Below are 18,773 nucleotides of genomic sequence, written 5' to 3' on the forward strand. Positions count from 1 at the left end.
TTGAACACGACATTATGAGTGGCCAAAGTGCGAATTAACACCTCCACTTTTAGCGGCAGAGTCAATGAAAAGTTTAGAAATAATTTGAAGTGATGTTCAGCGTCAATAGCCAAACCTATCTAACAGATATCAGTACAAAGTTGGCTACTGTGCTCATGCCTGGTGTATAACAAGCTCTCTTCAAGTGGCATGGTATAAAACTGCGCTTGTGAACACACGGGTTTAAATCGAAGCGCTAGAGGCATCGCAAGAAAATCTGAAGGCATAGAACACTGAAAGAACACTTTCAGTTTGTTAGTTTTCTGTCAGCGTAAGTTTTAAGCAATCATCCTATCACTAGGTATTTCAATACCTGACATCGCTATTCCCATAATCAAGACACTGATTTTCACTTTTGGAAAGAGTCATTTTCCTTCCTCTTAGCAAGGTTTTTCCTACAATCCTATTCATCCAATTGCGCTGTCGCCTGACAGCACACTAGTTGATGTATTAGGTGAGGTTAACTTTGAATAATGTTCTTATTATCGACGCTCAACCATTGTATAGCGAAGCTATTGCTTCTCTAGTTGAATCTGTAGTCAACACAGCTGAAGTGATTCAAACCACTGACAGTGCGGAAGTGATGGATCTTGTCCGAGGCCAAAAGATTGATTTGATTATTTTAGACGTAGTGCTTGGCGACCGCGATGGTATGCGTTTAGCCAAAAACATTTTAGCGACAGGATATCGTGGCCGACTGTTATTTGTTTCTTCACGTGACTACTCGAGTCTTTCTAAAGCAGCGTACGAAATGGGCGCAAACGGCTTCTTAAGCAAGCATGAAACAAGAGAGACCATTATCGACGCAATTGTGAGTGTTTCACGCGGTTACTCAATGTTTAAGTCGACTCACACACCATCGTCGGGTAACGTAACACTTTCAAATCGCGAAGCCATGGTGTTCCATTATCTTGTACAAGGCTACTCTAATAAGAAGATTTCTGAACAACTTTCACTCAGCGCTAAAACAATCAGCACCTACAAAACGCGTATTCTGAAGAAGTACCATGCGGACACGTTGATTGAACTTCTGCATACTATTCCTCAGTCAGAAAACATTGAGTTTTGCCGCTAAGCGCTCATGTATTTTGCAATAGCACCGATTAACAGCTGGTGCATTGCATCATGTCTTAAGCTTTGCTTCACCTGTACAACCACTTTTGGCCAGCCATCTGGGTAAAAATGCTCTGGCACTCTTATAAATTTATATCCATCAATTGGCGCCTGATATTCAAGTAGCACGGTTGCGGCGCTTTTTTGCTTAATTAGCTTCAATACGCTGCTTACGTTGTCTAGAGCCGCAATACGGTTGATGACCATACCGTGGCTTTCCATCGCACGCTTAACGAGCTGCTCTTTCTCTTTCCAACCGATAATCTCTAACATGATAAAGGGAAGTTTGGCTGCTTCTTCTAGGGTGGTAATTCCCAGCTCTTCAGGGACAACTAACACAGCAGGCGCATAGCCGATGAACTTCTGATAAACAGATTTCGGAACATCCTCGTTGAAGTAATGTAATTGCGCATCCACTTTGCCTAGGATTATCTCTTCTATCGTATACTCTGTAATCGTTGCTATCGAAATGTGCGCCTTGGGAAACAGCGCCATTAAATCCATTGCAAGTAAATGCCCAAATGAGTATTGAGCGGTTTGCGGTAAACAAATGGTGATGTCTTTTTCGTAATTTTCCGGTTCAAACTCATCTCTAATTAGACAAGTTTCAAGCTTCTCGAGTGCATCGGAAATTTTAGGTAATTGACGTTTTAAATAGTCCGTCGGTTCCATGTGGTGAGGATGCCGAATAAACAATTCATCGTTTAGCTGGAGTCGCAATCGGGCAAGGTATTTGCTAATTGACGCTTCGCTCTTCCCCATCGCTTTCGCAACGGGCTTGAGCTGACGGTGCTTATCCAGTAAGACAAGTATTTTAAGTAAGTTTAAGTCGAGATCTTTGTTCACGTGCGACACCAGATGTAAGGTCGAGAATAAATAGAGCAATCACTATTTGTTGACTGCTCTAATATAAAAGACCACTCATTCTGTTTGGTCAAATTAATCAAACAGTTATGTCATGGTTATGTTCCGTAACTTAACATTTAGTCAATACTAGACCTGCTTAATGGGACTTTTGTCTGTGTTTTTTCATCTCATAGAGATCTTCATCTGCACGTACAATAACGTCCTGAAGCGTTTCGTGTAATTCATTCGCCGCGATACCAGTACTCACACTAACTTCGATATCCAAGGTCTTTAGTCGGTTATCTTTAACGACACTACGAAGCTTCTTCGCCAATATTGAAGATTGACTGATACTGCAACCCGGCAGAATCGCAACAAACTCATCACCACCAGTTCGAACTAGATAATCACTATTTCGAAACACTTTAGACATAGCATCAGCAATAATCCCAATAACTTCGTCCCCTACATGGTGACCGTAATGGTCATTGATTCGCTTGATCCTATCGCCATCTATTGCAATGACGGAATATGGCGCGGTTTCCAAACGACGTTTGAATTCGCTATCTTGAAAGACTCTGCGGTTAAACAATCCCGTTAAATCATCTTTCGTCACGTTCGTCAGTGCTTTCGCGAGGCGAAGTTTGCTCTCTTTAGATTCATAAGCTTTGTTGTAATACGCTAAGGTTACGAAAAAGAAGATGATAAACAAGAACACGTAATCCAATACAATTTTACTGAATGGGTACATGTAAACGATAAGATTGTTGTTGTCTGCGACATATGATTGGGTGTACGCGAATGATGGAAAGGGGTAGCCAGCGAAATAAATCACCATTTGCTTGTTCCCATTCGCTATTTGAACATCTACCGCTTTCCCATCATTGTAAAGCGGCGAGAGGTACAATTGTTCCGAGAACTCCCCCACTAACTCACCTTGAAAGTAAACCGGACTCATGATGCTTATCGCCATGTCATCGGAGTATGTCGTTTTAAATGGTAGGGAAAACAATACCCGGTCCGTCAGTTGCTCTTTCCACGCAGCTAACACACAAGAATAATTACTTTTACACCAATCAACATCAAATGTGGCTTTCACTCCCTCTAACGCTTCAATCGGTCTCTCTAAGATGAGTTTGTTTCCAGTATAAGAACGAAAATACATAACGGCATTTTGTCGATTGAACGCATTTGATAAATACGCTTCAGCCTGATGAAGCGATTTCCGTGCAACAGCTTCAACGTAATTAAGTTTTTCATAAGGTGACAGGGAGTAAATCGCATCTTGAAAGCTCAGCTCTGTTTGCGCTTCTACTTCACTCACGCTCATGCCTTTGTATTGCTCGAGCTGCGCTTCCGTCAATAGCCCCATGAGAATTACTTTTTGTTTTATTTTGGCTAAATTATTCGCGTAAGTGTTGAACTGCTTTACTTCATAAGAAATTAACACCGCACCAATCATTGTGACAGAAGTGACGAATAGTAATGTTGCGATGAAAAGAGACAACGCGATACTTTTAAGTGTCATGATGCGGTCTTACGCCCCCGCCACTCTTGTTAGCTCAACAATGTTCTTTACGTTAAATTTATCCAATAGACGGCGTTTGTATGTGCTGACTGTTTTATCACTTATTGATAGCACTGAAGCGATTTCTCTATTGGACTTTCCTTGTAGTAAATACTTCATTACTGCACTTTCTCTGCTTGAAAGTTGTGACATTTCTCGAACGCTGTTAACAACTTGCTTAAATTTGAAGAAGGTATACCCCTTCTCTACCGCTTCTATCGCGTCTTTAAGAATGTCGTGATTTTCCGATTTACACACATAGCCATCAGCGCCAGAACGAAAAGCCATTTGGCTGTACATTTGGCTAGTTTCAGCGGAGAAGAAAATGACTTTGCCTTCATAACCATGGGATTTGATACGTTTGTAGAAATCAAACCCATCGCAATCTGCCAAGTTCACATCTAAGATCAACAGTTGAATTTCTTCCTTTTTCAATATTTGTAATGCCATCTTCGCTGATGTTGCAGTAAATACCCCATTTGTTTTACCTAACTCTTCCAACAACGACTTGATTGCAACACAAACGAGAGGATGATCGTCAAAGATCAAGTAATTCAATTTATTCATATCTTTCATTTAGTATGGTTATGGCTTCTAGTGGCATGGGTTTATCAATGTAAAAGCCTTGGCAAAGATCAATCCCATACTCACGTATCGCTTGCAGTGTGACTTCGTCTTCAATACCTTCCGCGACCAGTCGTATATTCAAACTTTTCGCTAACGCGCAAATAGCAACAACGATGTTGCGTTTTTTGATGTCGCATTCGACACCTTGTACAAACGAACGATCGATTTTTAACTCGTTGAATGGCAGTTGAGCCAGTTTTTCAAACGTCGATGAACCCGTGCCAAAATCATCTATTGAGACAGTGACACCGTTCATCCTCAACTTGAGTAAATTCTTGTACAGGGACGCGCTAGTCTGAAATGTATCTCGCTCTGTAATTTCAATGGTGATTTGTGATGGGTCAATCTCGCTCTCTGAACATTGCTGTAAAAAGTAGTGAGAGAACGCCGTATCTTCTAAATTTTCATGGTCTACATTGATGGATACGTTTTGCGTCAATCCGCGGTGTTTCATGTCATAGATAACATTACTCAATACAGCTTGAAACAACTCTCCTGAAAGGCGGCAACGCTCTACAATTGGCAAAAAATAATGAGGTGCTAACACACCATAAATGGGGTGATTCCAACGCGCGAGCGCTTCATACCCAAGCACTTTCCCACTTTGCACATCGACTAAAGGCTGGTAATAATTTTTCACGCGCCCTTCAGCCAGAGCAAACAGGAATTCTTGATCTTCCACTTCAATAGGTTGCGCAAAGCTGACTTGTTTCGCTTTTTCATCTTTTATTTTACCTAACAAATCAACGACTTCATTTTCATCGTATGGCTTAGGCAGCTTCCCTAATACTTCAAAACTAAATCCCTCGCACATGGCTCTTACCGCAGAAATAATGGTCAATTCCATTGCACTGACCAGTACAACTTGCCCCTGGTACTGGACTTTATCGAGCATTTCCATCATATCGATGCCGTCTTTTCCGGGCATTTGGATATCACAAAAAATTACGTCAAAATGTTGTTCCTGCACACTCTGAATAGCAGCATCCACACAGTTAAAGGGGATGACTTGCGCGCAATAGCGATCCAATATTTGCGAAAGTATTGTGGTTTGTAGCGGATGGTCATCAATCACCATCACATTAAGTTGTGTATTCATTTGTCTCTACCCAATAGTTTATGTTTTCGATCTCCTGCTCGATTCGTAAAATTAGCTCCGCTGTTCGCCTGTCAAACTCCGCAGCACTAACTCGTTCTGCCTCAATACAAAGCTCAGTCAGCATGCTTACCCCTATCGCCCCAACCGCTCCTTTGATGCCATGAATGACCCGTTTTTTGTCTCGCTCAGTCGATGCGGCGTTTAAGTTTTTTATATCTGTAGACATTGATTGACTAAACACGCGCGCAATCTCTTTTGCGTCCTGTGCTTTGAACCGTTTAATCCAGCCGGGCAGCCTACCCCTCTCTTTTTCGCCAATAAATGGAATCAAAACGGTTTTTAATTGATTAAGGTCATAGGGCTTGTAGAGCACATCATCAATGCCGATATCCTGTGTACGTTCAATGGCAAGACGAGCATCTTCTGCTGTCACACCGATGATTGGAATTGCTTTAAATTCGGAGTTTTTCACGTGCCTAACAAGCTCATAGCCATCCATTTCTGGCATATGAAAATCGGTCAGCAGCAACACAACGTTTTCATCTTGGTTGATGTATTCCCATGCTTCGCGGCCGTTATTCACAATGACAGGTTCGATTCCAAGTTCATGAAGCTGCATTGCTATCACACTTTGGTTAATGGGATTATCTTCTGCGACCAGTACCGTGCCGAGAACCCAAGAAACCACTTCTTGATTTGCGTCACTAAGCTTGGTTTCTTGCTGCGTTTGGCTGAGCAAATTGAACAATGTATCTGGATATTGAAGCTCTCTTAGCGTAAGACTGCCAAGTACCCTTTGTTCGTCACGCAGCATTAGGCCATTAAAACTGGCATCGCTGTCGTGTATAGGGTGAAGGTTCGCCACCATTGTTTTTAACGTCGCTGGACGCATTTTCCACGCGTCACACCACTGGCGAACATTAAGTGGTAAGCTCTCGCTATACGTCCAGTTCAAACAAACGTCTGGCTCAGAGTCGCAATGCTCAATTGGCAGTCTGACGGTAATCGTCGTGCCCAAGCCAAATTGTGAATCGATGCAGAGCACGCCGCCCATGCTGTCGATCAATCGGTCAACAATGCTTAGCCCCAATCCAGTACCGCCATATTTACGCGTAATAGTGTCATCCGCTTGAACAAAAGGATTGAGAATGCCTTCGAGTTGGTCATCCGTCATGCCGATACCTGAATCCGCCACTTTCAAAATAAGCTGCTTTTCATGAAGAATGACACTGATTCCAACCTCTCCTTCGGCAGTGAATTTCACCGCATTGGAGAGCAGATTGGTGGTAATTTGCACCAATCGCAGCGCGTCGATTTCAATGAAAGCATTCGAAAATGGTTTGATTGTCACTTTGTAATCCAAACCTTTCGCAAGCGCTCGTGGTTCAAAGCTTCGAAACACATCGCACAAGGTTTTAAGCAAGTCGGTCTTAACTGGGGCGACGGTTAAGTGCCCTGCCTCTAACTTTGAATAATCCAGTACTTCGTCTACTAGCGTATTCAAATGATTGAGCGAGCGTATGGCTTGGGCAATTAACTCGCGATTTGAATCTGCCGTCACTTGGCGATTTAGCAAATCGAGGATGCCGTGTGCTGCCGACAATGGCGTTCTTAATTCGTGACTCATGGTTGCCAAAAAGTTTTCGCGCGCACGTACCGCGGTTTGCGCTTCTTTTTGCGCATCGATTAACGCCTGCTCACGTTCTTTTTGCTGGGTAATATCTTGAATAACAGTCAGTACAAACTTGTTCTTACCGCTAGGAGAAGCGATGACTTTGCGTTCTCGATATACATGTTTAATATCAAGTTCACAGCCCGACGAGGCAACCTCTTCTGAGATACGCTTTCCAGCAATAACAGTGGTTAGTTCATCAAAATTATTCACCAGAGGAGCGTGCGCAGAATCACTTTTCAACTTACATTGTTGGCACTGTTTACTGTTGTAGTTGGCACAATTGCTCATCTCCATATGGTTATTTTCACTATGGATAAAAACCAAGCTATTGATCTCTTTGATGATGTCCATCAGCCATTGCTTTTCCGCTTCCTCATTGTCAGCATTAAATTCGGCTAACCTCACTTTAAGTCGCATGTGAGATAAGATGAAATACGCCGCAATTAACATGAGACAGAATATGAATGAACCAGCAACAACAAATGTAGCGATCTGCTCCGCGTCATAGCCATAAGTCAGTTTGAAGCTTCGGTGAGAACGCAGCAGTTTTTCGATCTCGTTAGAATCAATGGTTTCGATGATGCTGTTCAACATGTGTTGAAGTTGTGTATTGTGGTTTGCAACCGCAAATGCATTAGAGAACGTCAAAACGTCCTCCGCATTGATCACCAAGCCATCGACTTGATCTTGTGCAATCATGTTGTGAACGATGTCGTCAGGAATGTAAGCCACATCCAAAACGCCCGATTTCAAATCGGTAAGCAGCTTTTTCAAATCATCATAATGATCAACTTGGCCTTGTTGCCAAGTGCCCAAATGAACTAACCCTTGCTTTTTCAAAGTGAGCAGAATACCCGCTTCTTTCAGTGCAGATTTATCGCGCTTGCTCTGCTCCGTTTGGATAGCCACGTAATTACTGTGCATGAATGGTTTAGTGAACAACCAATCTGACTTAGGTAGCTCACCCACATAAGATATGGGGACTATATCGGCATCAAATGCCGTTAATCCATTAGAAAGGCTCGACGTCGGCTTCACATACTTAAAGCTCAAGCCAGTACGAGACTGCAATAAGTCGACAAAATCTGGAAAGAAGCCATCTAACTCGCCCGTTTGCGAATCTCGGTAGAGAAACGGATAAGCTTCGTCACTGCTGCTGTAAGTTATCACTAGTTTGTTTTGATGATTACGTCGGTAATCTACCAATAACTTATCACTGATATGGTAAGGATTTTTCGAGGCGACGGAGCGAATGTTTTTTCCATTTTGCTCCCACTGAAGGATTTTGTTGATGTCATCGATCAGACTTTGTTTGTCCAACGAAGCGATAAAACTCACCTCTTCGTTTTTCAACCAACTGGGAATATCGACAACCCCTTTTACAATGTCATTCAAATCCAAATATTGGGTAATACCAACATAAGTGTAAATCAGCGCGTTCGCTTTACCTCGCTTAACTTCATTAAACGCCTCTAAACGTGTTTTAACGTAATGTATCTTATCGATACCGCGTTCAGTGAGGTTGTCACAATATACACTGCCCTCAACACACACCCATTTAAGATCACGCGCATCACTATCTCGGTAAGTGGCATTCCGATACCAAACAGCGATAGTGCTCGAAAAAAAAGGCATCGAAAACAAGAAACGCTTTTCTCTTGCTGCTGTTTTACTAAATCCAACCGCACCATCAATCCTCTTGCTTTCGACATCCGCAAGTAAAGACGGAATATGCTTGTAAGTCCGAAGTTCTAACTCATAATCCAGAGCTTTAGTAATGTTAGACAAATACTCAAGACTAATTCCGTACGAAGGACCAACGCTACCGTCAAACGAGTCTTTAGCTTCGTCTTGCGCAATAACACCAACGATGACCTTCGGTTTAGGACTCTGTTTGGCCGTTGAGCAAAAAGAACTCGCTAAAAAAATTAAGGCGACGGACGATACCGTAATACTTCTAAGAATACTGAGCATGACTGCTTCCTCTGAATGGAAGCTCAGACTAGTTTTTGTCAGATAAAAGTCAAACTTAGCTCAATAGTGAAATAAAAATAACACTCTGATATAAAAGTAAAAAACCAAAATTCGTCAGAACAATCTGACAACACAATCCACCTTTGACTACACAGCGTTTGCGTTCGGTCTCTCACCCAGACGGATATTCACTGCGAGTCGGTATACATAAGGGATGTGTGCTTTTAGGTTTGCACGCCATAGCTTTTTACTTTCATCTTGAATGATTCATCATCATTCCATGATAAACTGGCGTATTAACATGAAAGAAAGCTCAACTCCGCGGTTTCGAGCAGCTTGAAGTAAACACAGTTTTAGAAAATGCGTTCTAGTATTGTATTACTCAAGACTCACATTGCTACTTTTACAACCGCTGGAGCATTAGAAAAATTAAGGTATTAAATTCAAATGGTTAATAACTCAATCCAGTGGTTTCCTGGCCACATGCACAAAGCACGTAAAGAGATCGAAGAAGCAATCCCTCAAGTGGATGTGATCATCGAAGTACTGGATGCTCGTATTCCTTTCAGTAGTGAAAACCCTTTGATTTCTCAAATCCGTGGTGACAAACCTGTCGTTAAAGTTTTGAACAAACGTGATTTGGCCGATCCAGAGTTAACTCAACTGTGGATTGAGCACTTGGAGCAAGAGCAACATGTAAAAGCAATGGCGATCACGACTTCTGAACCACAAGAAGTGCATCGAATCATGGAGCTTTGCCGCAAACTTGCCCCACACCGAGAAGAAATTGGTAAAAACATTCGCACCATGATCATGGGCATCCCAAACGTTGGAAAGTCGACGATCATTAACACCCTCGCAGGTCGAACAATCGCTGTAACAGGTAACCAACCCGCGGTTACACGTCGTCAACAACGTATCAACCTGCAAAATGGCATCGTATTATCTGATACTCCAGGGATTTTATGGCCAAAAGTGGAAAATCCACACAGTGGCTTCCGCCTTGCGGCTACTGGCGCGGTAAAAGATACAGCGATGGAATATGACGAAGTCGCATTCTATACCATTGAATACCTAGCAGCTCATTATGCAGATAAGCTTAAAGAGCGTTATCAAATTGAAGAGCTTCCAGAATCAGATATCGAGATCATGGAAGAAATTGGTCGTCGCCGCGGTGCACTACGTGCAGGTGGACGTGTTGACTTGCACAAAGTATCAGAGATCTTATTGCACGAACTTCGCCAAGGCACTTTGGGCCAAATTACATTAGAACGCCCAGAAATGATCACTCAAGAACTGATTGAAGTCGAGATTGAGACCGCCCGTAAAGAAGAAGAAAAAGCGAAGCGTAAAGAAGAGCGTCGTAAGCGCTATTTACGTAATAAGCGATAAGCTTGTCTTTTATCTACTCATGTTTCAAGGCGCGATTTTCGCGCCTTTTTTGTTATCTAATGCGCCCATTTTTTTCACTTTTCAAACTTTATATTCCTCATCCAAAATCCCAGATATGAAGCACGAAAAAACACCGCAAAATCGCCGTATAAACTTTAAGCACAAACTAGTTTAGACCCCGGGCCCCTATAGAGTTACAGCCACCATCCAACCCTCAAATGTCGAGTTTGCAAGGGTCTGCAAACTTATGCAACCTGGTTAGTGACACTCTCCCCAAAATCCGCAATATGAATAAGTGTCAGCGCTGGCGTTTTTCCATATGAAGAAGAGATTTATTATGAGTGAAACTATACAAAGCAAACCACTTCCCTCCTTTATCGAGGAACGCCTAGATTTTTATATTCAAGATCTAATCGAACCGAATGAGAACAAAAAACACCTTGTTCTTGGTAAACGCCCACCGTGTAATGCCGTTGTCCTGCAAAGCAATGATTACCTTGCACTGTCTCATAATAAGGAGATTCAAAACGCGCATCGTGATGCGATTTCCCAGCACGATGACAACGTCGTGATGTCCGCGATTTTCTTACAAAACGATGAATCGAAACCTGTATTTGAAACGCAACTAGCCAGTTTCGTTGGTATGCCTAGTTGTCTACTTTCTCAATCTGGTTGGGCTGCGAATGTCGGTTTATTGCAGACTATTTGTGCACCGAACATACCTGTGTACATTGATTTCTTTGCACATATGTCTTTGTGGGAAGGCGCACGTATTGCCGGAGCACAAATTCATCCGTTCATGCATAACAACACCAGTCACCTAAGAAAGCAGATTTCACGTCACGGTTCAGGGATCATTATTGTGGATTCGGTTTACAGCACTATCGGGACCATCGCTCCTCTACGTGATATCTACGAAATAGCACAGGAGTTTGACTGCGGCCTGGTTGTAGATGAATCACACTCTTTAGGTACACACGGTCCACAAGGTGCGGGGATACTGCAGGGTCTTGGCTTAACTCATAAGGTAGATTTTATTACCGTTAGTCTTGCCAAGACATTTGCTTATCGTGCTGGCGCGATTTTAGGCCCAGAAAAACTGGCGAAGACGCTTCCGTTTGTGGCGTACCCTGCAATATTTAGTTCTACCGTATTACCGCAAGAGATCATTCGGCTAGAGAAAACACTAGACGTCATAAGAAAATCAGATGATAAGCGAGATATTCTGTTTGAAAGAGCCAAGTCTTTAGCCGTTGGTTTAAAACGCATTGGATTTACTATTCGCAGTGAATCACAAATTATCGCATTAGAATGTGGTAACGAGAGAAACACTGAGCGAGTCCGCGACTTTCTCGAAGAGCGAAATGTTTACGGCGCAGTGTTTTGCCGCCCTGCAACTGGAAGGAACAAAAACATCATCCGTTTTTCAGTCAATGCAGACATGACAGCTGCTGAAGTTGATCATGTACTCACTGTCTGCCAACAAGCATTCGCACACCCTGACTTAGAGTTTGTGTAAGTTAGTGTGTAGATAAAACTAAAGAGCTCAACAGTTTTGCTGAGCTCTTTATTCGTGTTATTCGTTGTGAGCAACTCGCCTCAAGAAAACAAGTCGCGAATGATTAGATCCAGTTTGCGATTTTATCGAACAAGCGATTTTTATCCGCCGGTTTTACGATGAAGTCAGACATACCCGAAGACCCAATTTTGTCCAACGTGACAGGTGAACTATCCCCTGTATGTGCAATAATAGGTACCGACGCATAGTTTTTATCCGAGCTTCGAATTCGCCTAGACGCTTCTACACCATCCATAATTGGCATTTCGATATCCATCAGAATGAGATCAACATCTTCTTGCTCTAGTGTATCCAGAGCCTGCTGCCCGTCTTCTTTCTGAATCACTTCAAAGCCTTGCTTTTCAAGTAACATTGCCGTGAATTTACGCAAAGATTCATTATCATCCACGACCATAATTGTACGCTTATTTGAATTATCTAACGTCACCGAGGCCGTTGGTGTCGATACATAGCTTGAATCATATAAGAGACGCTCAATAGTTGGTTTAGTATTCAATAACCAGGCTTGCGTTTCGATCCAAATAGGTTCATATGCAGCCTTACGTGCTCTCTGAGTCGGATGATGCTCAAAAAGATAAACGATGCGTGCTTCAGTGAAAGACAAGAGAGATTCTAATCTATCCAATTGGTTTGCTCTTGGATCTAAGCTCTCAAGATCGATAAAAATCAGATCGAATTCGAACTCGTACTCTTTCTTTTTGAGTACTTGGTTGGCATCTAAAATCGTCGAGTCAAAGCCCATAAAACGGCTAATATCTGTTACTTTAGACACCAAGATATCTTGGCTAGTCACCGTTAGAATGGTTTTGAGTTTAGTCAGATCGTTTTTTATTTCAGTAACGGTATCAGATGTCGTTAGTGGGAAAGTTAACGTAAATTGAGACCACTCCCCTAACTGAGATTGACATTCAATGTTCCCCCCAAATGAACGCATGACTTTTTTACAAAACGGTAAGCCCAAACCATAACTTCCTGATTTGCCAGTGGTGTAAAAGTCTTGAAAGATATTGCGTAGAACATCAGGAGCAATGCCAGCACCATTATCGGTTACAACAATTTGATTAAAGCGTTCTGAACTTATCATGGATACATGTATGTGAAAATCTTCAGATTTACGGTGATGGAAGGCATTCTTGAAGAGGTTATACATAACGTATTTAAGTAACGTATCACTACCTAGAAACTCAAACTCACTTCTCGCATCCAGCGATATGGCAAATCGATCAGTGGCACGTTTATAACTGAAGCTTTCAATTGCCTGTTCAACGACCGAGTGAACTGAATATTTTTTGAAGCTAGAACGAGAAACTCGATTTTCATCAATCGAAGTTAGCAATAAATCGATGGTTTCATTACCCGATTGGATAATGTTCATTGCATCCTGACTCACTTCACGTAATAAGGTGACATCCTCTACACTCATGACGTACTGCTCTTTTCCTGCCTCTTTCATGTTGGGCAAGATCGACTGGATAACATCTATTGAAGTGCAAAGCCCACTCAACGGGTTACGCATTTCATGTGCAATCCCTGCCCCGAATGATTTTGCCAGCGAGACTTTCGCTTCATGTTCAACTTGGTTACGAAAATAGAACAAATTACCGAAGACATAAATAAACAGAAAGATTGGCACATGAGTCCAATCCATGGTCAAGTCAAGATGGAACCCTTTTGCAACCCAAGCGAAGAATGTTGCTAAACCTATCCCAGCAAAGGTTTGAGCAAACATGACCCTAGTAACATGAACCAGTAAAATGTGTAAGAAAATTGCAGACATAAACGACATAACCCATACATTGGACCAGTCATTCATCAGTAACATATAAAAAAAGAAAAACGGTAAGCACAGCGTTATCGTCACTTGGTAGTAAATAGGAACATAATCTCTCCAAGTCGATGATAAGCGGTTTCTAAAAATGATGCCGAAAAACAATAACGAGCAAAACAATCTAAGAGGTAAATTTTCATAAGCCTGTGGAAAGGCAAACTCCCAGACAAAGTAGTACAGCGGAAAGCCAAGAAACCCCATCCAGCCAACGAGAGTTAGGTTTGGTTCTGCATATTGATAAACCTTACGTATCGAGTCCATATAATCTGTTTTGCTTACTCCGCCTGACGCACAACAATGTGATTTTGATTCACTTTTATCATTTTATTATTAACTAATTATATATTAATCATCATTTATAAGCAGCGCGAAATGACGTAAACAGCTCGCAATACTTATCTTTAGTTTCAATCTTTTAAGACAGCTGCACTTGATTTACAACCAAATAAACAAAGTTGCATATAGTTTAGTGTAATTTTGCGATAATCGCTCTGTATCCAATTGGATGTTAATCTCATTTTGTTCCAGAAACTTAAGTCGCGCCTTTGGCACGGCTTTCCAACGATTTAAAAACAGCACTCACCGCATATACCGCGGTGACAAACAATTGGCTTGGGGTGTGTCATGAATTCTTTCCGGATAAAAAATGTCATTTTTGATGTAGGTAATGTATTGGTACGCTGGTCTCCAGTAGAAATCGTTCGCTTAACATTTGGTGGTTCCGTAGAGTCAGAGAAAATGGCTCAGATGCTATTTTCATCACAAATCTGGAAAGATTTAAATAAAGGGACGATCTCCGAAAGGGAAGCAAAACAGCGTTATCAACGTGAACACCAAGTAACGACGGAAGAAATGGACCGCTTCTTTTATTATGTAAAACACACTCAAATACTACTTTACGGCAGTATAGAGCTGTTAAAACGAGTAAAAAGTGCCGGATATGGCGTATATGCGCTCACAGACAACATCAACGAAATTGTGGAACATCTTCGTACTACCTATGAGTTTTGGCCACTGTTTGATGGAGCAATCATCTCTTCTGAAGTTCAATTACTAAAACCACAAGCGGAGATCTACCAAACTCTACTTTCAAAGTATCAGCTTAACCCCGAAGAGACAGTATTTATTGATGACATGCCTTACAATGTTGAAGGTGCCCGAGCAGTTGGAATGGCTGCTATTCAGTTTGAAAATGCTCAGCAATGTGAGCTCGAACTAAAAGCCATGGGGGTTAACTTCTAGAAAGCTTGTAATAAAACATAACGTTAGGGTGCATAAACAAAAAAGAGCAGTGTTGAGACTGCTCTTATCTAATGTTTTAGAACGCTAGGTTAGGAGTAAATCACGTTTTCCTCAATCCCACTAACTAATGACTGGGCGTTCTTCCAACGGAATACTTTTTCTAACACCTCTTTGCCATCAGGTGCGCGCCAAGTTCGCTCTTGATCCTCTTGTCCACCAATGTGGCGATAGAATTCAATCGCAGAAATGTTTTGCGACACAACTTCTAAATAAAGACCTGTGTCTTTAAAGTACTGCTGTTGCCATTCTGCGACAGCAAGTAATAGCTGCTTACCAATCCCACGACCACGGTAACTGTCATCGACATGCAATGCGTCAATAAAGGTTCCACGCTCGAAATCATGGTTGCCGAACACACAAACAAAGCCAAGTAGCAAACCTCCCTCCTCCGCCAAGACAATGTGCTGATTGAATGGTGGGTTGGTCAAACGGGTTTGCCAAATCAGTAGTTTGTCGTCAATCGCTTCTTTCTCAAGATAGTTATCACTAAGAATGCCACGGTAATGACGCTTCCAGCTATCCGCATGAAGATGCGCAATGCGCTCGTAGTCCTTATATTCCGCTAATCGTAAATCCATTACGTATTCCTATTTTCTTACATTTTTGCTTCTTTATAGAGTCTCGGTATATTCCACCTTTATAACACTTGTTTCTTGGCAGATTTTATACACCTTAAGCCAGAGCTCATTTTTTAATACTACTCATTATTCAATTAAAAGCAAAATATCCCATCAAGTTCCTTAATCTACACCCAAAGGAATCATCACATTTGTCTAACTTTAATTTGACTTACATGTGTACGCTGATATTCTGGCGAACAGTTGTTAGCTCAAAGTTAGGGATACACCTGTGACTCAAAACAAACCACCTGTTATCTGGTTGAATATATTAATATTTTCTGCCAGTTTTGTTCTAACTTTTATTGTAATGCCTTGGTATGCATATCATTTTGGACTGGGTTGGGAACATCTAATTTGGGGAGTGATTGCATTTAGTTTTACTAACCTTTCTATTACAGCAGGCTATCATCGTCTCTGGAGCCACAAAACATACGAAGCTCATCCTATTTTGCGCGCCATTTTTGCGATTGGAGGAGCATTTTCTTTGCAAAATAGTGCATTACATTGGTCTTCTGATCATCGTGTGCATCACAAACATGTCGACAATAACGATAAAGATCCGTACTCAGCCAAGCGGGGGTTTTGGTATTCTCACATTGGGTGGATGTTACGTGATTACAATAAATCAAAGGAAAACGAATATACAAACTGCCGTGATCTAAAGCGCGACAAAATCGTCATGTGGCAGCATAAGTATTATGTTCCACTTGCCCTACTGACTAATATTGGTTTCCCAGTCATGCTCGGACTGATCTACGGTGATATCTGGGGGATGTTATTGGTCGTTGGTGCGGCTCGACTCTTTATGAGTCACCATACGACTTTTTTCATTAACTCCCTCGCACATATTTGGGGTAAGCAAACTTTCACAGACAAAAACACTGCTCGCGATAATGGTGTACTCGCCTTTTTCACATTTGGAGAGGGTTACCATAATTTCCATCATATTTTCGAGAATGACTATCGCAATGGCGTGTATTGGTGGCATTACGACCCAACGAAGTGGTTGATAAAGTCATGTTCTTGGCTAGGACTCACATCTAAGTTGCGCACAACGCCTACATTTAGAATTGAAAAAGCCCGTGCGAGTCAACTTTTGAAGAAAGCAAGAGAAAAGCTAGAATCGAAACCGAACACGCAAACAATCCTCGATCAGCTACAGCACGAGTTTGATACTCTAGTTCATCACATGCAGGAATACTACGAGATGCGCAAAGAAGTACTCGGTGCCAAAACTGCCAGTGTGGTAAAGAAATACGAATGTTCTGTAACAAAAATGAAGTATCAGCAAATTAAAGCAGAGTTCGAACGGCAGCAGCGTAGTTGGAACCTTATGGTTCGTCGATACGCATAGTTTATCCTCATTCTTACGATTACTTAGCTTCGCTTCGGCGAAGCTTTTTTGTTGTGAAGAGTGTTTTCCAATAATTGCTTATTGAGTAAAGTCTTTTTCCTATTGTGAATCAATTCACTCATTATTCATTCACTTTCCTAGTCATATTTTCCTTCCTATAAATAGCTTCAAACCAGCATATAACACTTAGAAAACCAAATTCCAACAATACAATCTAACGAAATTATTTATTAAATTATTATTTGTCTCAGATCATGCAAGCCCCATATTTGTCTCGTGCCACAGCTAAGAATTCTGTAAATTCCTTGTCATAAACTGAAACAGTTTCTTTCTTTTTTACATAACATTCGGAGATCCCTATGTTAGAGCTCTTAATTGGCTTAGTGGTTACCATTGCGGTGGGTTACTTTATTGTCAAAGGCTATAAAGCTGCGGGCGTGTTACTGACAGCTGGTATTGCTTTACTTCTTATGACTGGCGTTTTAGGGCACGACGTGCTGCCGTCAAAAATCACCTCAACTGGTAACATGGTGACAGATGCGCTTGAATACGTGAAATACATGCTTCAATACCGCGGTGGCGGTCTTGGTATGCAAATCATGCTGCTTTGTGGTTTTGCGTCATACATGACTCATATCGGCGCGAACAACGTGGTAGTGAAACAGTTCTCTAAACCGCTTTCTGTCATCAAGTCTCCTTACGTCCTTTTGGTAGCGGCTTACATTGTGGCGTGTTTAATGTCTCTTGCGGTAAGTTCTGCAACAGGCCTTGGCGTACTATTAATGGCGACATTATTCCCAATGATGGTCGCGATGGGCATTTCTCGTCCAGCAGCCGTTGCAGTGTGTGCCTCTCCAGCGGCAATCATCCTTTCTCCTACTTCTGGTGATGTTGTTATCGCAGCAGAAAAGTCTGGTTTAGAGCTTGATGTGTTTGCGGTACAAACTGTGTTGCCTGTTTCTATTTGCGCAATCATCGTCATGGCAGCGGCAGCGTTCTTCTGGAACAAATACTTAGATAAGAAAGAAAATACGCCAATGGAAAAAATTGATGTATCAGAGATCAAAGCTGACGCACCAGCGTTTTATGCAGCTCTTCCATTTCTACCTATCATCGGCGTTTTCCTATTCAACGGTCGTACCATTCCAGGACTTAGTCTAGACATCTACACTATTGTGGTTGGTTCGATTTTCCTTGGAGCTCTGATCCATTATGTTGTAAATAAGTTCGATGGTAAGAAATCACTAGAAGATTTAGATTCTTGTTACGCGGGCATGGCTGACGCGTTTAAAGGCGTTGTGATGCTTTTGGTTGCCGCAGGGGTTTTTGCACAAGGTCTGATGTCTATCGGCGCTATCGATAACCTACTTCATCTCGCAGACAATGCTGGTGCAGGCGGCGTTGCTTTAATGCTTATTCTAACTGCATTGACAGTTGCAGCAGCAATTGCAACGGGTTCGGGCAACGCGCCTTTCTATGCGTTCGTGGAGTTAGCACCATCTTTAGCTACTAAAATGGGATTAAACCCTGCGTTCCTAATTATCCCGATGCTTCAAGCATCAAACCTAGGCCGTACTATCTCACCAGTATCTGGCGTAATCGTTGCGACATCAGGTATGGCAAACATCAGCCCGTTTGAGGTTGTAAAACGCACATCCGTTCCAGTTCTAGCAGGCCTTATCACGGTGATTATTGGTACTATGGTGCTTGTTCCAATGAGTGCCTAACGGTATTGCCACGATCAAACTAAAAGCAATA

Annotated in this window: 13 protein-coding genes; 6 read left to right on the plus strand and 7 right to left on the minus strand. The window is 42.0% G+C overall.

The genetic code is table 11. From position 1 onward, the window contains the following. Nucleotides 1-505 precede the first annotated feature (505 nt). Complete coding sequence (locus R7P80_RS08955) at nucleotides 506-1,114, plus strand: response regulator transcription factor (protein WP_025767841.1); 609 nt, start codon at nucleotides 506-508, stop codon at nucleotides 1,112-1,114. On the opposite strand, the gene R7P80_RS08960 is transcribed toward R7P80_RS08955, so the two are convergent. The 5 genes from R7P80_RS08960 to R7P80_RS08980 all read right to left on the minus strand — a co-directional run bounded on the left by R7P80_RS08960 (nucleotide 1,111) and on the right by R7P80_RS08980 (nucleotide 8,940). Next, entirely contained in the window at nucleotides 1,111-1,998 is an 888-nt protein-coding gene (locus R7P80_RS08960; RefSeq protein ID WP_025767842.1) for a LysR family transcriptional regulator, read from the minus strand. The genes R7P80_RS08955 and R7P80_RS08960 overlap by 4 nt on opposite strands. A 157-nt stretch (nucleotides 1,999-2,155) precedes the next feature. Next, on the minus strand, nucleotides 2,156-3,526 hold the full coding sequence (locus R7P80_RS08965; protein ID WP_005376517.1) for a GGDEF domain-containing protein: 1,371 nt from the start codon (nucleotides 3,524-3,526) through the stop codon (nucleotides 2,156-2,158). A 9-nt stretch (nucleotides 3,527-3,535) separates the two neighbouring features. Further along, on the minus strand, nucleotides 3,536-4,132 hold the full coding sequence (locus tag R7P80_RS08970) for a response regulator transcription factor (RefSeq protein ID WP_025767843.1): 597 nt from the start codon (nucleotides 4,130-4,132) through the stop codon (nucleotides 3,536-3,538). Beyond that, nucleotides 4,125-5,291 (minus strand): EAL domain-containing protein, encoded by a 1,167-nt coding sequence (locus R7P80_RS08975; protein ID WP_025767844.1) that lies wholly within the window; start codon nucleotides 5,289-5,291, stop codon nucleotides 4,125-4,127. The genes R7P80_RS08970 and R7P80_RS08975 overlap by 8 nt, the downstream gene beginning before the upstream one ends. Further along, complete coding sequence (locus R7P80_RS08980; RefSeq protein ID WP_225491583.1) at nucleotides 5,275-8,940, minus strand: ATP-binding protein; 3,666 nt, start codon at nucleotides 8,938-8,940, stop codon at nucleotides 5,275-5,277. The genes R7P80_RS08975 and R7P80_RS08980 overlap by 17 nt, the downstream gene beginning before the upstream one ends. A gap of 447 nt (nucleotides 8,941-9,387) precedes the next feature. On the opposite strand from R7P80_RS08980, the gene ylqF reads away from it, so the two are divergent. Both ylqF and cqsA read left to right on the plus strand, forming a co-directional pair. After that, entirely contained in the window at nucleotides 9,388-10,332 is a 945-nt protein-coding gene (gene ylqF, locus R7P80_RS08985; protein ID WP_005376521.1) for a ribosome biogenesis GTPase YlqF, read from the plus strand. Nucleotides 10,333-10,669: 337 nt separating this feature from the next. Continuing rightward, the gene (gene cqsA, locus R7P80_RS08990) at nucleotides 10,670-11,851 is read left to right on the plus strand and encodes an alpha-hydroxyketone-type quorum-sensing autoinducer synthase (protein WP_225491582.1); all 1,182 of its coding nucleotides are present in this window, start codon (nucleotides 10,670-10,672) and stop codon (nucleotides 11,849-11,851) included. 103 nt (nucleotides 11,852-11,954) lie between these two features. On the opposite strand, the gene R7P80_RS08995 is transcribed toward cqsA, so the two are convergent. After that, nucleotides 11,955-14,000 carry a response regulator gene (locus tag R7P80_RS08995; RefSeq protein WP_033906489.1) on the minus strand — a complete coding sequence of 682 codons (2,046 nt, stop codon included), beginning with the start codon at nucleotides 13,998-14,000 and terminating at the stop codon, nucleotides 11,955-11,957. Nucleotides 14,001-14,363: 363 nt separating this feature from the next. Between R7P80_RS08995 and R7P80_RS09000 the strand changes: the two genes are divergently transcribed. After that, nucleotides 14,364-14,981, plus strand: a complete 618-nt coding sequence (locus tag R7P80_RS09000) for an HAD family hydrolase (protein WP_054701759.1) — start codon at nucleotides 14,364-14,366, stop codon at nucleotides 14,979-14,981. An 89-nt stretch (nucleotides 14,982-15,070) separates the two neighbouring features. Here R7P80_RS09000 and R7P80_RS09005 read toward each other — a convergent pair whose 3' ends face one another. Then, a complete protein-coding gene (locus R7P80_RS09005) occupies nucleotides 15,071-15,619 on the minus strand; it encodes a GNAT family N-acetyltransferase (RefSeq protein ID WP_005376525.1) in 549 nt (182 codons plus the stop codon). A 271-nt stretch (nucleotides 15,620-15,890) separates the two neighbouring features. On the opposite strand from R7P80_RS09005, the gene R7P80_RS09010 reads away from it, so the two are divergent. Next, nucleotides 15,891-17,015, plus strand: a complete 1,125-nt coding sequence (locus tag R7P80_RS09010) for an acyl-CoA desaturase (protein ID WP_225491581.1) — start codon at nucleotides 15,891-15,893, stop codon at nucleotides 17,013-17,015. A 359-nt stretch (nucleotides 17,016-17,374) separates the two neighbouring features. Then, nucleotides 17,375-18,742 carry an anaerobic C4-dicarboxylate transporter DcuC gene (gene dcuC / locus R7P80_RS09015; RefSeq protein ID WP_170896952.1) on the plus strand — a complete coding sequence of 456 codons (1,368 nt, stop codon included), beginning with the start codon at nucleotides 17,375-17,377 and terminating at the stop codon, nucleotides 18,740-18,742. Nucleotides 18,743-18,773 lie beyond the last annotated feature (31 nt).

Source organism: Vibrio sp. 2092, assembly GCF_033339635.1.
In the GTDB taxonomy this organism is placed as follows: domain Bacteria; phylum Pseudomonadota; class Gammaproteobacteria; order Enterobacterales; family Vibrionaceae; genus Vibrio; species Vibrio alginolyticus.

Bases quoted from the DNA above. Each gene is read 5' to 3' on its own strand.
- R7P80_RS08965 (WP_005376517.1), bottom strand. From the start codon at position 3,526: ATGACACTTAAAAGTATCGCGTTGTCTCTTTTCATCGCAACATTACTA.
- R7P80_RS08975 (WP_025767844.1), bottom strand. From the start codon at position 5,291: ATGAATACACAACTTAATGTGATGGTGATTGATGACCATCCGCTACAA.
- R7P80_RS08970 (WP_025767843.1), bottom strand. From the start codon at position 4,132: ATGAATAAATTGAATTACTTGATCTTTGACGATCATCCTCTCGTTTGT.
- ylqF (WP_005376521.1), top strand. From the start codon at position 9,388: ATGGTTAATAACTCAATCCAGTGGTTTCCTGGCCACATGCACAAAGCA.
- R7P80_RS08980 (WP_225491583.1), bottom strand. From the start codon at position 8,940: ATGCTCAGTATTCTTAGAAGTATTACGGTATCGTCCGTCGCCTTAATT.
- R7P80_RS08995 (WP_033906489.1), bottom strand. From the start codon at position 14,000: ATGGACTCGATACGTAAGGTTTATCAATATGCAGAACCAAACCTAACT.
- R7P80_RS09005 (WP_005376525.1), bottom strand. From the start codon at position 15,619: ATGGATTTACGATTAGCGGAATATAAGGACTACGAGCGCATTGCGCAT.
- dcuC (WP_170896952.1), top strand. From the start codon at position 17,375: ATGTTAGAGCTCTTAATTGGCTTAGTGGTTACCATTGCGGTGGGTTAC.
- cqsA (WP_225491582.1), top strand. From the start codon at position 10,670: ATGAGTGAAACTATACAAAGCAAACCACTTCCCTCCTTTATCGAGGAA.
- R7P80_RS09000 (WP_054701759.1), top strand. From the start codon at position 14,364: ATGAATTCTTTCCGGATAAAAAATGTCATTTTTGATGTAGGTAATGTA.